The organism is Crocosphaera sp. UHCC 0190 (assembly GCF_034932065.1).
Taxonomy (GTDB): Bacteria; Cyanobacteriota; Cyanobacteriia; order Cyanobacteriales; family Microcystaceae; genus UHCC-0190.
Genome location: NZ_JAYGHP010000001.1, coordinates 190,331 through 205,237 on the forward strand (window position 1 = coordinate 190,331; position 14,907 = coordinate 205,237).

Here is a 14,907-nt window from a genome sequence, read left to right on the forward strand (position 1 = left end):
TGATGTTTGCAGTGGGGTCGAATAGCTTTATGCTGGCACTGTTAGGATCATTCTATCATCCGTCGTCAGTTTCTATCTGTTTCCTGTGAACAATATGGAACTATAATAGAGAAGTTTTATTCTTAATAATTATGCTATATCTTGACTCTGCTATTCTCACAGAAGCGCAAATTGCTGTTCAATTGGGATGGGTAAAAGGAATTACCACCAATCCTACCCTACTCGGAAAAAGTGACTTATCCCCAGAGGATACCTTAAAACAATTAGGGGCGATTAGTCCCGGAGAACTCTATTATCAATTAACCGCAACAGATTATGACTCAATGATTACTGAGGGACGGAAAGCTTATCAAATTATTGGTGAAAAAACTGTCTTAAAAATTCCTGCTACAGCCGTTGGTTTTCAAGTTACGGCCACTCTTTCATCAGAAATCACTTGTGCTGTGACGGCAATTTATAGCGGCGCACAAGCGGTAATTGCGAAGGAAGCGGGAGCCAAATATGCTATTGCTTATGTTAACCGAGCAACCCGCTTATTAGGGGATGGGTTAGCTTTAGTTAAAGAGATGGCCCAATTACTTAAAAATAGTAACACTGAAATTTTAGCAGCAAGTTTAAAATCCCCCAGAGAAGCGGCAGATGCTTTACAAGCAGGGGCGGCTCATTTAACTTTACCCTTAGCTATTTTACAAGGGATGACTACTCATGAATTATCAGAACAAACGGTGACAGAATTTAATGAAATAGGAAAAGGTATTAGTTTCAACTAATGGATCATGATTGATTTCTTCTTGTTAAAATGCAAAGTGAAAAACTGATTATTCTCCTAATTATTACCCTGTTTACGACAGTTTTCTTTAGTTCTCTTTTACTGTTAATGGCAGGAACAAAAGCAGCCATTATGGGAGGTTTACTTATTCCTGCTTTAGTCTTTTCTTATTGTTTTCCTCGTTGGAGTATTTTAGTTTTTTTAATTTATTTACCCTTGGGAGGAACTATTACTTATGCGATCGCAGGGGTTTTTAAACCTATTGGCGGCGAAGTCACTTATACCCGTTCCTATCCTTTATTTCATTTAGCTAAGGATGCTTTCTATTTTCCTGCTTTTTTTGCCCTAGTTATTGGTCATCAAGTTTGGCCAAAGCTTCGACCTAAAATTAAACCTTTATTGATAGTATTAGGGATTTTTGTCTTACTTTGTTTATTAACTTTTTTCTTGGTTAATTTACCGCAACAATTAGCAGGAAGTGATGATAAAGTATTATTAATGGGCATCATTGGGCTAAAAATTTGGTTAGGATATATTCCCTTAATTCTCTGCGGTTATTATTGGATTAATAGTCAGAAAAATTTAATTTTATTAAATCGAATTTTCGTGATTCTGATTTTGATTTCTAGTATTTTCTGTCTCATTCAATATTTACTATTAATCAATGGAATTTGTGCAGGAAATATCGATTTACCTGAGCCAGCGAATACAAAAGCAACTCTCCAAGCTCAATGTTTTGTGGGTGGCTCTTTATTATATAATCCCCCTCAAGATTTAATTCGACTGCCAGGAACTTTTGTGTCCCCTTGGCAATGGTCTTGGTTTCTCGTTTCCAGTAGTTTTATAACCTATGGAGCAATGCTTAGTGAGCCTTCTCGTGTCTGGCAAGGAATAAGTTTTAGCTCAATAATTACCGTTTTAATTGCTGCTCTGATTTCGGGACAAAGAACGGCTTTATTATTGGTTCCGTTGATTTATGTAATCTTACTTTTGATCACAGAAAACCGTAAAAAAATATTACTTCTCAAGTTAGGACTCATCTTTGGTTTAACTATAATAATTACGTTTCAACTGTTGTCTTTTGGGGAAATAATCGGAGATTTTATTGATCGCTGGAAATATTCTCCCCCTCAAGAATTTATGGTTAATCAATTTCAATGGTTAGCCAGCGATCGCCTAAAATGGTTAGGCCATGGATTAGGGACAACAGCTAGTGCAGCCCGTAGTTTAGGTACTATTCAACTAATTGAAGTTTTTCCTGTCAAAGTCATTTATGAAATCGGTATCTTAGGATTTTTAGGATTTTTGGCCGTCGTGACGACTTTAACCATTCTTACCTTTAAAGCTTATCGTTCTCTCAAAACTCCGGCTTTAAGCCGTCTTGGACTGTGTTTATGGCTGTTTATTCTCTTTATCAGTTATAATCCCCATTATTACCCCCTAGCCGTCGATCCAGTCGCTGTTTACTATTGGTTTGTGGCAGGGATGTTATTGAAATTACCAGAGTTGGAAGAGGAAAATTTGATATAAAAAGACTGGGTAAGCTTATCGGGCCTCCCAGTGCTGTCACGGAATTCAGTTCACCTCTTACTATAACAGGGACTTTTTAGGGGTTTGTGGGAGTCAGATTTCAGGGATAATTTTTGAGGGTTAAAAATGTCTGTAACCCAGATCGCGGTTGAAGTGTAATGTAGTCTATCATACAATTTATCTGAGTTGTCATTTTTCCTGAATTTTAGCCGGCCAGAGAGGGTTAAAAGTCTGATGATGACTACAATTCAGCCTGAGTACCCTAAGGGGGATCTTCTGAACCCTAAATACCTTCACCATAGATGAGAAATATCAGTCCCTAACCCTAAAACTCTTGAATATTTAGCTGTAAACTATTATTGATCAATCTTGAGGGATTGAGTACAATTCTAAATCAATTTAATTAACGACAGGAATCCTTAGGCGTTAGGGGTTAGAAGGAATATGAATCACGCCAAGCCTATTAAACGCACCTAACATAATTTCAATGGCCAAGGCAGCTTGCATAATGGCAAAAACCCAACCCACCAACAATAAAACAGGAATGCCAATGACTTTCATGATTTTGTCAGCAAAGACTATTCCCAAATAATTTAACCCCATCATTAAGACAATGAAGGCCAAAATTTTCCATTCTAAAGCAGGATTTCCTTGAGCAACCACCATATAAAATAAAATCGCCACTACCCCATAGGGCGTAATAATCACAGGGGTGGTTAAGGGAGACAACGCTAAGGCAAAGGTTTTGGATAAAGGGGTGTCTGCTGTGACTTTTTGTCCTCCCATGGGTTGGGGTTGCATGGTGATTACCTTGAGAGCAAAGAGCAACAAAATTAAGCCACCGGACAATTGTAAAGCTTCTAAGGAGATTTGCCATTTAGCTAAGGTATTACGTCCCACAAAGGCAATAAAAATACAAACGGCAGTGGAAATAATCCCTGATTGTAAGGCAACTTGATTACGAAATTTCGGGGTTGCTGCTTGGGTTAAGCGATAAAAGGTGGGAATTGTCTTAATCGGGCCCAGGGTTAGGAAAAAAATGGTAAATACATAGGATAAGCGAGGCATAATTTTTGAGTATCTTAACTCTAAAATTTAACTGCCCTAAGTTTACTGATAAAAATACCTTCCCACAATCAGGAAGGTATCCATAAGGGACAATGAGTTTAACTGTAAACCCTTATCCTTAGAGATCGCCACCCCGAAACGCCAGCAAAAAGATGACGATGGGGCCAGCAATGACAATCAAAGCAACAAAGGTTAATTGAAAAATAGGCTCTAGATTTAGGGCGGCTAATAATTCCATATGTTCTCCTGAATTTACCCAATGAATGATATTTAGAGGCAGCAATGCTAAAAAAACCATAGTCTATAATACCTGGGAAGGCTTCTTTGTTTTTCAGTAACGACACAAAAATATATAAAGTTTTGTTACAAAATGGAAATTAACAGAATGATTGTACGAGAAGAATGGCGATGTGTAGAGGGTTGTGGAGCTTGCTGTCACCTTGATCCTAGCGATCGCCCTGATTTAGAGGATTATCTCAGTCCCGAAGAATTACAGCATTATTTAAGTTTAGTCGGGGAAGACGGTTGGTGTATCAATTTTGAGCATCAGACCCGAAAATGTCGTATTTACGAACAACGGCCCCGTTTTTGTCGGGTACAACCCGAAAATTTTCATGAGATGTATGATATTGACGTGGCAGAATTTAACGAGTTTGCCATTGACTGTTGTCGTCAACAAATTGAAGGGGTTTATGGGGAAGAAAGCGAGGAAATGCAGCAGTATAATCAAGCAATTCGCCCATAACCTTAAAATGAGAGGAGTCCCTCAAAATTTGCCAATATGACTACAATTAAACCCGTCGAAACCGAAAATCAACCTTCTTCAGCATCCTCAGCAGAAGAATCATCTGTTAAGGTAAAATCATGGAGTTTTTGGACAGTTTTTAGCTCCACTTTTCTGACGATCTTTTTGGCGGAAATGGGGGACAAAACCCAATTAGCTACCTTATTAATCAGTGCTGAATCCCAGTCTCCTTGGGTTGTTTTTCTGGGGGCAGCAATGGCGTTAATTGCTACCAGTTTATTAGGGGTATTAATTGGCTATTGGATCGCTCGTCGTTTATCACCAAAAACCCTAGATTTAGCGGTAGCTTTATTATTGCTGTTGATTACTGGATTATTGATGGGTGATGTCATTAGTTAACCAAAATTTATTAATTATGAGGCGGTTAAAAAATGGATTGGCAACTATTTGGATTGAGTTTTATTACTGTATTTTTAGCAGAGATTGGCGATAAGAGTCAGTTAGCAGCGATTGCTTTAGGGGGAAGTTCTCAGTCTCCCCGTGCTGTTTTTTTAGGTTCAATTACTGCTTTGATTTTAGCCAGTTTTTTAGGGGTAATTGCTGGAGGAACTGTCGCTCATTTTTTACCGACAAAAGTTTTAAAAGCAATAGCTGCCATTGGCTTTGCGGTGATGGCCTTACGACTTTTATGGCCAGACTTAGGAGAAGATTAAAGTTGTTCAATTATTTCCGATTTGCTGAGTAGTTTGGCCTCTAAATTCTCTTGAGGATTAGGGCGTAAAGATTGATAAACTAAGGCACCTCCGAATCCAATCATCAGCCCTCCCAAAACAATTGAAAAGTAACCGGATATGACTAAAATAGAAATACTACAAGAGGGAATAAGTTGAGTAATACTTTTGGTAAAAAGAGCAGAAATAAGAGGATTAGATATATTCTTCATAGGTGAATAAGGAATAGGGGAGACTATTAATAATAGAAACTACATCAGATATTATCTAGAATAAATTAGGATTCATCTAATTGGGTGTAAGGGAAATCACAAGATAACAGCGATCATCGACAGACTTCAGAGATGGGGAATTTTTTAGGTAATTGCTTGGATAATCAATTCTCTGGTTTGATGAATTTGGCCTTTGGGTTGTGTCCAAACAATCATCCAGCGATCGCCAGATCCGAGCATTTCGAGATCATTATCGATTCCAGGTTTACCAAGGACTTTAATTATTAGCCTGGCCAGGATACATTGACTAGAGACTTCATCAATAACAACAGTGGTGATCACCCTATCAGTATCATTGATCGCTTCATGGACAATAGATTCAATTTTCATAATTTGCCAATTTAGGATAATTTGTTCAAGAGTTGGTCAAGGAATCCCTCTAAAGTTGCGATCGCAAGGTAAATTCATAATCTCCCCCAGGTTCCAATTGATAGTCAGAGAGTTCTAAAAATCGTCCTAAAGGTTCATAAATTAACGCTCGGCCCAAGGAAGGTTGTACCAATAACCGTCCGTGGCGAAAATGCCACTGAAACCGCCATTGATAGTTAGCGGCCGTCACTTCTCCTTCAATTTGGCCCCGTTGCCAAGACTGTTGGATAATGCGGACATAAGCGGTGGTTTCTGGTCGATGCTGAGAACTCACAATGGCTTTAATCCTTGATACCTTCAAGCTTTTAACATAGCAAATCCCTTTTATTTTGTCAGTTGATTAATAATAGAATCATAAACTTGTCAAAATCACGTTGAGAATGTCTGAGCCAATTTTTGATGATCAAGGTAATTTTCAAGACTTGGATGAAACCCTTCTAAGCTTTGAAGCTATTCAGGAAGAATTAAACTATAAACAAGCACAAGATACCCTGAGAAACTTGGTTAACCATCTAGATTTAACCGCTCAAGAACAGGTAGGACTAGAAAAACAATTAAATCGCCTGACAGAAATGTTAGGAAAATTAGAGCAGTCAGTGGTACAAATTGCCGCTTTTGGCATGGTAGGAAGGGGAAAATCTTCGGTTTTAAATGCCTTATTAGGCCAAACTATTTTTGAAACTGGACCCCTTCATGGGGTGACTCAAACCATTGATACTGCTCACTGGAAATTACAACCGGATCATAGTATAAAAGGAGTGCAAAGCTTAGCATTATCAGGATGGGGAAATTCTCAAATTCAGTTAATTGATACCCCTGGCATTGATGAAGTGGATGGAGAAACAAGGGAAATTTTAGCCCGTCAAATGGCCAAACAAGTGGATTTAATTCTGTTTATTATTGCCGGGGATATGACTAAGGTAGAATTTGAGGCCTTATCTCAATTAAGAGAGGCAGGAAAACCCATTATTCTAGCTTTTAATAAAATCGATCAATATCCAGAAGCTGATCGCTTAGCGATTTATCAGAAAATTCGAGATGATCGCCTCAAAGAATTACTTTCCCCTGAAGAAATTGTTATGGTTGCAGCCTCCCCATTGGTGACAGAAATTACTCAGGATAAATCAGGTAAATTGCAATCAAAACGTCGTAGAGGAACCCCAGATATTGAGCCGTTAAAACTTAAAATTCTCGAAATTTTACAGCGAGAAGGTAAATCTTTGGTCGCCTTAAATACGATGTTATATGCGGATGATGTGAATGAACAAATTGTGGCGCGAAAGTTAGAAATTCGGGAGGAAGCAGCTAATCAATTGATTCAAAAAGCAGTGATGACAAAAGCGATGGTGATCGCTCTTAATCCTGTGACGGTGATGGATTTATTAACGGGAGCGATCATAGATGTGGCCATGATTTTAGCCTTATCCCGTCTTTATGGAATTGCCATGACGCAACAAGGTGCGATCGCTCTTTTACAAAAAATTGGAGTGAGTATGGGAGGCATTAGTGCCAGTGAATTTCTCACCTCTTTGGGCTTAAGTTCCCTCAAAGGAATGTTAGGGTTAGCTGCACCAGTTACGGGGGGATTTAGCCTGTTTCCTTATATGTCTGTTGCTATTACTCAAGGGGGTGTGGCCGGTGTGTCTTGTTATGCCATGGGACAGGTGACAAAACGTTATTTAGCGAATGGGGCTGCTTGGGGGCCAGATGGGCCGAAAGCGGCGGTTAAAAGCATTTTATTATCCTTAGATGAAACATCAATTTTAAACCGTATTAAATGGGAATTGGGAGCAAAATTAAGACGGGATAAATTGTTTCTTTGAAGTAAACTAAAAATGATTATCAACGCAATGGCCACCAAGGGACTTTATCTCTTGTGGCACTATAAACTTCTTTAAGTCCTTCAGGGTCAATTACCCAGACAAAATCCGCTGATATTTCTGTATTTTTAGCAGGGGCAAGTAATCCCGCTTTTTGCATTCCTTTTAAGACTTGTTCAACGGTTCTTTGATTGAGTTGACAAGCACGGGCAATAATATCAATGGGCAAATCAAATTGATAGATTCCCTTCCCATTGGGTTGGTTTCCTAATTCCCTTTCTTGATAGATTAAGGCTCTTAATAAAGATGCAACGGCTTGGGGGGGATAGGTACTACAATTAAGCAAATGATATTGAAATTTTTGTCTTAATTCAAATAGTAAATGATACCGTTGGCGAAATTCCTCACTCTCTTGATAAAGGGTTTGAAGCGTCTCTAGGGGAATTTTCACGATATGGGTTGTTTTGTAGGCTTCGACCAAACTGGGAAACCCCTGTGCTGCTAAACCAAAGCTGAAAGGAAGACTGCGGATGCCAAAACAACTCCCAGGATAGGTAATGGAAATAATGCGGTCTAGGGGCGCACTTCGGGCAATGACTAATCCCTCTCCTAAGATGACATATAGCCCATCGATATATTGATTAGGACGAAAGGCGGTATAGATAGGCCGATTAGAAAAGAGCTTTTCTTCCTTAATCAGACTGGGAGACAGATATTGCCCTAGCCATGATTCTTCCATCCCCCTAAATAGAAAATTTTGCTCAATTAAGCACTTTAAGAGATTTAAGTCAGGCTTTGGGGTGGATTTTGCCATGATTACTTGCGATCGCTTATTATTTCACTTCTATCATGCCACAGTTTACTTTAAACTCAGCTTGAGCTTAAAATGCATTTGAAATGTATTGAAATTTTTTCTGATTTCGTGTAATATCTTTTTAAGGAACAAGTGAAACACATCTACAACCAAAATAGGAGTTGTAAGCAATGATAAGACCTTCGCACTGTATCGGTTTTATGGGATTGGGAATCATAGTTAGTGGTGCGATCGCTGGTTGTTCAGTCCCTAGTCCAACAACTCAGGGAGATCAACCCATTAAAATCACCCTTGTTTCTTATGCCGTTACCCAGAGTGCCTATGAACAGATAATTCCCAAATTTACGGAGAAATGGCAGCAAAAAACGGGTAAAACCGTCATATTTGAGCAAAGTTATGGGGGGTCAGGTTCTCAGACTCGCGCCGTGATTGATGGCTTAGAAGCGGACGTTGTTGCCTTGGCCTTAGCCTTAGATACGAAAAAAATTGAAAAAGCAGGGTTAATCGATCCAGGATGGGAAACCGAACTTCCTAATGATGCAATTGTTCATAAATCTGTGGTTGCCCTTGTGCCTCGTAATGATCAGATTAAAATTAGCGGTTGGTCTGATTTAGCTAAAGATAAGATTCAGGTAATAACAGCCAATCCCAAAACATCTGGGGGTGCGAGATGGAATTTCTTAGCATTATGGGGATCGGTGACACAAGGGGGTGGAAACCAGGAAAAAGCTCAGAAATTTGTGGAAAACGTCTTTAAAAATGTTCCGGTACTGCCGAAAGATGCTCGTGAGGCCAGCGATGTTTTTTATAAACAAGGTCAGGGAAATGTGCTGATAAATTATGAGAATGAGGTGATTTTAGCTAAACAAAAAGGTAACAACAGCAAATTTATTGTGCCAACAGACTACAACATTTCTATTGATAATCCTGTAGCTGTGGTAGATAAAAATGTTGACAAACATGGTAATCGAGAAGTGGCTGAAGCATTTGTACAATTTCTCTTTACTCCTGAAGCTCAAAGGGAATTTGCAAAAGTGGGGTTTCGTCCTATCGATCCAACCGTTACCAAAGAATTTTCCCAACAATATCCGGCTATTAAAAATCTTTTTACTGTTAAAGATTTAGGAGGATGGACGAAACTTCAATATGAATTTTTTGAAGATGGGGCAGTCTTTGACAAAATGTTGTCAAAAATCAATAAAAAGTAAGATGTTCCTGTCTTACAATCTCATTGTTTAGACTCTTTAATTGTGGAGAAATGAAATTATGTCTTCTGAAATTGTGGAACAAAAAAGACAAATTGAACGGCGCATCAAGATTCAAATACCTCCAGAATATCACCAAGACCCAATTATCTCTCAGTTAGCCACATTTTATCATCTCAAAATTAGTATTGTGGGAGCAATGTTAGGTCAAGATAGCAACGGAAGTGGCTGGTTTGATCTGGAACTTCAAGGGGAATATCAACAAATCGAAAATGCCCTACTTTCTCTTAGAGAAAACAACATCATCATCTGGGATGATTCTAACGAAGAATATGATGGCTGGTAATTTTTTATGATTTATCATCAGCAATCAAAAATGACAATTCAACCTGAAACAGTTCCTTTGAAACGAAGATTATCTTTTCCCTCTAAAATTTCCCTGCCTTGGATTGTTACCCTTAGCTATCTGTTGATTCTCCTGGTAATTCCTACCATTGCTCTGATTAGTAAATCCTTAACCTTAGGACTTTCAGAATTTTGGAGAATTGCCACCGATCCTGTTGCTTTATCTGCCTATAATGTAACTTTTTTGACTGCTTTATTCGCTGGTTTAATTAATGGAGTGATGGGAACTTTAGTGGCTTGGGTATTAGTTCGCTATCAATTTACTGGCAAAAAATTGATTGATGCTTGTATTGATTTACCCTTCGCTTTACCCACTTCTGTCGCAGGTTTAGTGTTAGCAACAGTGTATAGTCAGGAGGGATGGATTGGTCAATTTTTTGCCCCATTTGGTATTAAAATTGCTTTTACTAGGTTAGGGGTTTTTGTTGCCATGTTGTTTATTTCTTTACCCTTTATCGTAAGAACTTTACAGCCTGTTTTACAAGAAATAGAACCAGAATTAGAAGAAGCAGCTTGGAGTTTAGGGGCTAATCCCTGGCAGACTTTTTGGCGAGTTCTTTTGCCCCCTTTAATTCCCCCGATTTTAACAGGTGTTTCCCTAGGATTTGCCCGCGCTATTGGAGAATATGGCTCGGTGGTAATTGTTGCTTCTAATATTCCTTTTAATGATTTAATTGCCCCTGTTTTAATCTTTCAACGATTGGAACAATATGACTATGAAGGAGCAACGGTTATCGGCACAGTTCTGATGTTAGTTTCTTTGTTAATGTTGTTGGTCATTAATTGGCTGCAACAGTGGGGACAACGTTATCAAGTAAGATGAGGCTTAAAGATCATGGAAGAAACTAAAACATCAGTGAGTAAATATGTTCCTTTTGTCTTGATTTTTGTGGCAATTACTTATCTTTTATTAGTCTTATTTATTCCGGCACTAGCTGTTTTTTATGAAGCATTACATAAAGGATTGGTCCCTTTTTTGGGGGCAATTCAAAAGACAGATTTTCTAGCATCAGTGCAATTAACTGTCATTATCGCCCTGATTGTCGTTCCCCTGAATACTGTTTTTGGACTCTGTGCGGCTTGGGTGTTGGCCCGTAAACGTTTTCCAGGACGTACCTTTTTAATTAGTATTATTGACCTACCTTTCTCCATTTCTCCTGTGGTTGCGGGTTTAATGTTGGTGTTAGTCTATGGTCGTAATGGTTGGTTTGGCCCATTTTTAGAGCAAATAGGGGCAAGAGTTATTTTTGCTTTACCTGGTATGGTTTTAGCTACTATTTTTGTCACCTTACCCTTTGTCGCTCGTGAAGTCATTCCCGTTTTAGAAGAAATGGGATCTGATCAAGAAGAAGCTGCCAGAACCCTTGGGGCTACAGATTGGCAAATTTTCTGGCGTGTCACTCTCCCTAGTATTCGTTGGGGTTTACTCTATGGGGTATTACTGACCAATGGACGAGCAATGGGGGAATTTGGGGCGGTTGCAGTGGTATCAGGGAGTATTTTAGGAAAAACAGCTACATTGCCTATTTTTGTGGAATTGGCTTACAAAAATTATCAAACAGAAGCTGCCTTTGGTGCGGCGGTGATTCTTGCCCTTCTCGCCCTTGTCACCCTCATTTTCAAAGAAATTCTCTCACATCGCACAGGGGTGAGGGAGTGAGGAAAAAATTTGTTGATCACCCCATTACTAACACGAAGACATTTATCAATCTTAGTTCAAGGAATTAAATCATGAGTATTATTGTTAGTCAAGTCTCCAAAAAATTCGGTCAATTTCAAGCCCTGGATAACATTAATTTGGAGATTAAACCAGGTAAATTAGTGGCTTTATTAGGCCCTTCCGGTTCAGGCAAATCTACCCTTTTAAGAGCGATTGCCGGACTGGAACCCCCAGATACAGGATCAATTATTATTAATGGGAAAAATACCACTCATTTAGATATTCGTAAGCGCAATATTGGCTTTGTTTTTCAACATTATGCTCTGTTTAAACATTTAACAGTGCGTCAAAATATTTCCTTTGGTTTAGAATTACGAGGTCGTGTTAAAAAAGGGATTAAAGCTAAGGTCAATGAACTGTTAGAATTAATTCAATTAGAGGGACTCGGTGATCGCTATCCTGCCCAATTATCAGGGGGACAAAGACAAAGGGTAGCCTTAGCCAGAGCATTAGCTGTAGAACCCGAAGTTTTGTTATTAGATGAACCTTTCGGGGCATTAGATACTAAAGTCAGAAAAGAATTGCGGGCCTGGTTGCGCCGTCTTCATGATAATGTTCATGTTACCAGTGTTTTCGTCACCCATGACCAAGAAGAAGCCATGGCAGTTGCTGATGAAATTGTCGTCATGAACCAAGGACGTATTGAACAGGTGGCAACTCCTGAAGAACTTTATGAACATCCTGCGACCCCATTTGTGATCAACTTTATTGGGGATGTTAATGTGTTACCCGCAACCAGCAATTTACTCACAAATCCCGTTCCCCGTAACAATATTTCCGAGATATTTGTACGTCCCCATGAACTTAGTATTTCCCATCAAGAAAACGGTGAGGGAAGTTGGGGAATTGTTAAAAGAATTATTCATTTAGGATGGGAAATTCAAGCAGAAATTACCCTAGAAGATGGTCATGAAATTGTGGCCCATCTTAGTCGAGAAAAATTTGATCAGTTGAATCTTAAAACCCAGGAAAAAGTTTTCGTTAAGCCTAGTAAAATGCGTTTTTTTCAGATGCACTAATGTTATAGTAAATCCGGTTATTAAAGTAGAGACGTTGCCTGCAACGTCTCTACGGAGTTTTGTCGGTTTTAATAACTCTACTTTTTAAGGCAGATTTGGTATTAGGGAATGGGAAAAGAAAAATGTCCTAACTTTACAGCAGTGGGGGCAATTCATGAATTGCCCCTACATAAATTAATTGGTATACTATTCCCCAATGGTATGAATTTTCAAAAAGTTGGTTCCTTTGGCTTTTTTAGTAGGAATACCGGCCATGATTAAAATTTTATCCCCTGGTAAAACTAAATCTTTCTGAATTAAACAATTTTCTGCTTGGTTAACTAATTCTTCAAAGGAATCAACTTGATCATTAATTAGCATCGGAATTACGCCCCAAATTAAATTTAAACGATGATAAACTTTTACATGAGGAGTAATAGCAATAACGGGAACGGATGGCCTTTCTTTTGAGGCAATTAATGCCGTATATCCTGATGTGGTAAAGGTGACTATATAGCGTAAATCTAAGGTTTTGTCAATAACATTTAAGGCTTCACTTAAAGCGCGAGTTTCATCTTTATCCGATGGGGGAAGATTGGGAAAATGTAGATCTTTTTCCACTTCTTTGGCAATTTTTGCTAACATTTCTACGGCTTTAATTGGATAATCTCCTACCGCAGATTCACCTGATAACATGACAGCATCTGTCCCATCAATAATCGCATTTGCAACATCACTTGCTTCTGCACGAGTCGGACGAGGATTATTAATCATACTATCAAGCATTTGTGTCGCAGTAATCACAGGTTTACCCCGAAAATTACACAATTTAATCATTCTTTTTTGCAAAATAGGCACTTTTTCGGGACTCATTTCTACACCTAAATCCCCTCGTGCTACCATTAATCCATCACATTCCTCGACAATTTCTGCTAGGTTTTCAATGGCTTGAGGTTTTTCAATTTTAGCAATTACAGGCACATCAGAATGACCTTTTTCTAACAATAAATTTTTGAGGGTGCGAATGTCTTCAGCTTTACGAACAAAACTCAAAGATACCCAATCAATACCTTGAGATAAGCCAAAGTCTAAATCTTTTTTATCCTTTTCTGTCATGGAAGGAAGATGCAAATCTAAACTAGGAAGATTGACACCTTTGCGACTTTTTAAGATACCTCCCTCAACAATTTTACAGATAACAGAATATCCTTTAATTTCTTCGATTGTTAACTCTAATAAGCCATCATCTAAGAGAATTTGCGCCCCTAATTGTGCTTCTTCTGCTAAATAAGGATAATCAAGGGAAGCTGTGTTAAGTTGGTCATGATATTCGGCAATGGGAACTAAAGTTAAAGAGTCTCCGTCTTTAAGAAATATTTGACCATCGGGTAACTGCCCAATGCGAATTTTCGGCCCTTGTAAATCTTGTAATAATGTAATAGGAGTTTCTAATTCTTGGGAAACAGACCGAATTAACTTGATGATGCGTTCATGATCATCATAACTGCCATGGGAAAAGTTTAAACGGGCCACATTCATACCTGCGTTTACCATTTTCTTGAGAATTTCGGGGGAACTACTTGCAGGGCCAATGGTTGCAACAATTTTGGTACGGTGCATTAAGTGTTTCATTAATTTATCTTATGAGAATTATGTAATTAGTCTATGTTTCAGAGGTTTATCTTAGTTTTCTTGCAGTATAGTCAGTTCAGGTTAAATTAAGATAAAGCTGTTTTTAAAGTCCAGTGCTATTATATTATGATACCTAATTATTTGTTAATCTCCTAAAAGTATGAAGCTGAAACTGAAACAATATCCCTTAGATAGAATCAATAAAAATTTATTCCTTTTTATTGCAGTTTTACTATTGTTTATTTGGCTTGCAGCAGAAGTTGTTTCAGGAAATTTAGATGGTTGGGATAGAAATTTTTTAGATTGGGTTCGTCACTTTCATCATCCTAGTTTAATGATACTTGCCAGGGTATCTTATTTTCTGGGAGAAGCGGAAGTCGTCGTCTTTATTGTAATTGGTATTTTAGCTTTTTTATGCTGGAAACGCTATTGGAAAGAAGCCCAAGTTTTGGCAATATCAGCCCTAGGGGTGTTATTATTAATTGACAAGATTTTAAAGCCTTGGTTTGGGCGGATTCGTCCCGCTCCAGGGGTGATTGATGTTCATGGAAAAAGCTTTCCCAGTGGTCATCTTTCTGGGAATTTTATGCTTTATTTGTATCTTTCCTATTTAGTTTCTTTTTATTTTCCCAAGTGGGGAATTTATTTCTATATTGCTTCGACAATTTTAGTTTCCATGATGGGTTGGGCCAGTATTTACTTAAATATTCATTGGTTTACAGATTTAATTGGAGGGTTATGTATCGGATATCTAGGATTCATCTTTTGCGTAACTTTGTTAAAACTTATTAGTAAAAAATATCGTGACTCTTAAAAATTACTTTTGATT

Annotated in this window: 19 protein-coding genes; 12 read left to right on the top strand and 7 right to left on the bottom strand. The window is 38.3% G+C overall.

Going from position 1 to position 14,907, the window contains the following annotated elements:
* Positions 1-131 precede the first annotated feature (131 nt).
* Together VB715_RS00945 and VB715_RS00950 are read left to right on the top strand one after the other, a co-directional pair.
* The gene (locus VB715_RS00945; RefSeq protein WP_323299320.1) at positions 132-770 is read left to right on the top strand and encodes a transaldolase family protein; all 639 of its coding nucleotides are present in this window, start codon (positions 132-134) and stop codon (positions 768-770) included.
* Positions 771-799: 29 nt separating this feature from the next.
* Complete coding sequence (locus tag VB715_RS00950; protein WP_323299321.1) at positions 800-2,299, top strand: hypothetical protein; 1,500 nt, start codon at positions 800-802, stop codon at positions 2,297-2,299.
* A 426-nt stretch (positions 2,300-2,725) separates the two neighbouring features.
* Here VB715_RS00950 and VB715_RS00955 read toward each other — a convergent pair whose 3' ends face one another.
* A complete protein-coding gene (locus VB715_RS00955; RefSeq protein ID WP_323299322.1) occupies positions 2,726-3,367 on the bottom strand; it encodes a MarC family protein in 642 nt (213 codons plus the stop codon).
* 118 nt (positions 3,368-3,485) lie between these two features.
* Complete coding sequence (gene psb30, locus VB715_RS00960; protein ID WP_323292183.1) at positions 3,486-3,605, bottom strand: photosystem II reaction center protein Ycf12/Psb30; 120 nt, start codon at positions 3,603-3,605, stop codon at positions 3,486-3,488.
* A gap of 132 nt (positions 3,606-3,737) precedes the next feature.
* Between psb30 and VB715_RS00965 the strand changes: the two genes are divergently transcribed.
* The 3 genes from VB715_RS00965 to VB715_RS00975 are packed head-to-tail and all read left to right on the top strand — an operon-like array spanning position 3,738 to position 4,825.
* Complete coding sequence (locus VB715_RS00965; protein WP_323299323.1) at positions 3,738-4,112, top strand: YkgJ family cysteine cluster protein; 375 nt, start codon at positions 3,738-3,740, stop codon at positions 4,110-4,112.
* A gap of 36 nt (positions 4,113-4,148) precedes the next feature.
* The gene (locus tag VB715_RS00970) at positions 4,149-4,511 is read left to right on the top strand and encodes a TMEM165/GDT1 family protein (protein ID WP_323299324.1); all 363 of its coding nucleotides are present in this window, start codon (positions 4,149-4,151) and stop codon (positions 4,509-4,511) included.
* 32 nt (positions 4,512-4,543) lie between these two features.
* Positions 4,544-4,825: a TMEM165/GDT1 family protein gene (locus VB715_RS00975; protein ID WP_323299325.1), complete on the top strand. Its 282-nt coding sequence runs from the start codon at positions 4,544-4,546 to the stop codon at positions 4,823-4,825.
* Here VB715_RS00975 and VB715_RS00980 read toward each other — a convergent pair.
* The 3 genes from VB715_RS00980 to VB715_RS00990 form a co-directional block, all read right to left on the bottom strand.
* Positions 4,822-5,055, bottom strand: coding sequence for a hypothetical protein (locus VB715_RS00980; RefSeq protein ID WP_323299326.1), 234 nt, complete (start codon positions 5,053-5,055; stop codon positions 4,822-4,824). The two genes, VB715_RS00975 and VB715_RS00980, sit on opposite strands and share 4 nt — an antisense overlap.
* A 144-nt stretch (positions 5,056-5,199) precedes the next feature.
* The gene (locus VB715_RS00985; protein ID WP_323299327.1) at positions 5,200-5,445 is read right to left on the bottom strand and encodes a hypothetical protein; all 246 of its coding nucleotides are present in this window, start codon (positions 5,443-5,445) and stop codon (positions 5,200-5,202) included.
* Between the two features lie 49 nt (positions 5,446-5,494).
* Positions 5,495-5,758, bottom strand: a complete 264-nt coding sequence (locus VB715_RS00990) for a DUF3146 family protein (RefSeq protein WP_323299328.1) — start codon at positions 5,756-5,758, stop codon at positions 5,495-5,497.
* Positions 5,759-5,864: 106 nt separating this feature from the next.
* On the opposite strand from VB715_RS00990, the gene VB715_RS00995 reads away from it, so the two are divergent.
* The gene (locus tag VB715_RS00995; protein ID WP_323299329.1) at positions 5,865-7,307 is read left to right on the top strand and encodes a GTP-binding protein; all 1,443 of its coding nucleotides are present in this window, start codon (positions 5,865-5,867) and stop codon (positions 7,305-7,307) included.
* 19 nt (positions 7,308-7,326) lie between these two features.
* Here the strand turns inward: VB715_RS00995 and VB715_RS01000 are convergent, their stop codons facing one another.
* On the bottom strand, positions 7,327-8,118 hold the full coding sequence (locus tag VB715_RS01000) for a Crp/Fnr family transcriptional regulator (protein WP_323299330.1): 792 nt from the start codon (positions 8,116-8,118) through the stop codon (positions 7,327-7,329).
* A gap of 200 nt (positions 8,119-8,318) precedes the next feature.
* On the opposite strand from VB715_RS01000, the gene VB715_RS01005 reads away from it, so the two are divergent.
* The 5 genes from VB715_RS01005 to VB715_RS01025 all read left to right on the top strand — a co-directional run bounded on the left by VB715_RS01005 (position 8,319) and on the right by VB715_RS01025 (position 12,467).
* Positions 8,319-9,326 (top strand): sulfate ABC transporter substrate-binding protein, encoded by a 1,008-nt coding sequence (locus tag VB715_RS01005; RefSeq protein WP_323299727.1) that lies wholly within the window; start codon positions 8,319-8,321, stop codon positions 9,324-9,326.
* Between the two features lie 58 nt (positions 9,327-9,384).
* Positions 9,385-9,669: an NIL domain-containing protein gene (locus tag VB715_RS01010; protein ID WP_323299331.1), complete on the top strand. Its 285-nt coding sequence runs from the start codon at positions 9,385-9,387 to the stop codon at positions 9,667-9,669.
* Between the two features lie 30 nt (positions 9,670-9,699).
* Complete coding sequence (gene cysT / locus VB715_RS01015) at positions 9,700-10,551, top strand: sulfate ABC transporter permease subunit CysT (protein ID WP_323299332.1); 852 nt, start codon at positions 9,700-9,702, stop codon at positions 10,549-10,551.
* 12 nt (positions 10,552-10,563) lie between these two features.
* Positions 10,564-11,388 (top strand): sulfate ABC transporter permease subunit CysW, encoded by an 825-nt coding sequence (gene cysW / locus VB715_RS01020; RefSeq protein WP_323299333.1) that lies wholly within the window; start codon positions 10,564-10,566, stop codon positions 11,386-11,388.
* A gap of 71 nt (positions 11,389-11,459) precedes the next feature.
* Entirely contained in the window at positions 11,460-12,467 is a 1,008-nt protein-coding gene (locus VB715_RS01025) for a sulfate/molybdate ABC transporter ATP-binding protein (RefSeq protein WP_323299334.1), read from the top strand.
* Positions 12,468-12,653: 186 nt separating this feature from the next.
* Here the strand turns inward: VB715_RS01025 and pyk are convergent, their stop codons facing one another.
* Positions 12,654-14,078: a pyruvate kinase gene (gene pyk, locus VB715_RS01030; protein WP_323299335.1), complete on the bottom strand. Its 1,425-nt coding sequence runs from the start codon at positions 14,076-14,078 to the stop codon at positions 12,654-12,656.
* A gap of 160 nt (positions 14,079-14,238) precedes the next feature.
* Here pyk and VB715_RS01035 point away from each other — a divergent pair, with 160 nt between their 5' ends.
* Positions 14,239-14,892 (top strand): phosphatase PAP2 family protein, encoded by a 654-nt coding sequence (locus VB715_RS01035; RefSeq protein WP_323299336.1) that lies wholly within the window; start codon positions 14,239-14,241, stop codon positions 14,890-14,892.
* Positions 14,893-14,907 lie beyond the last annotated feature (15 nt).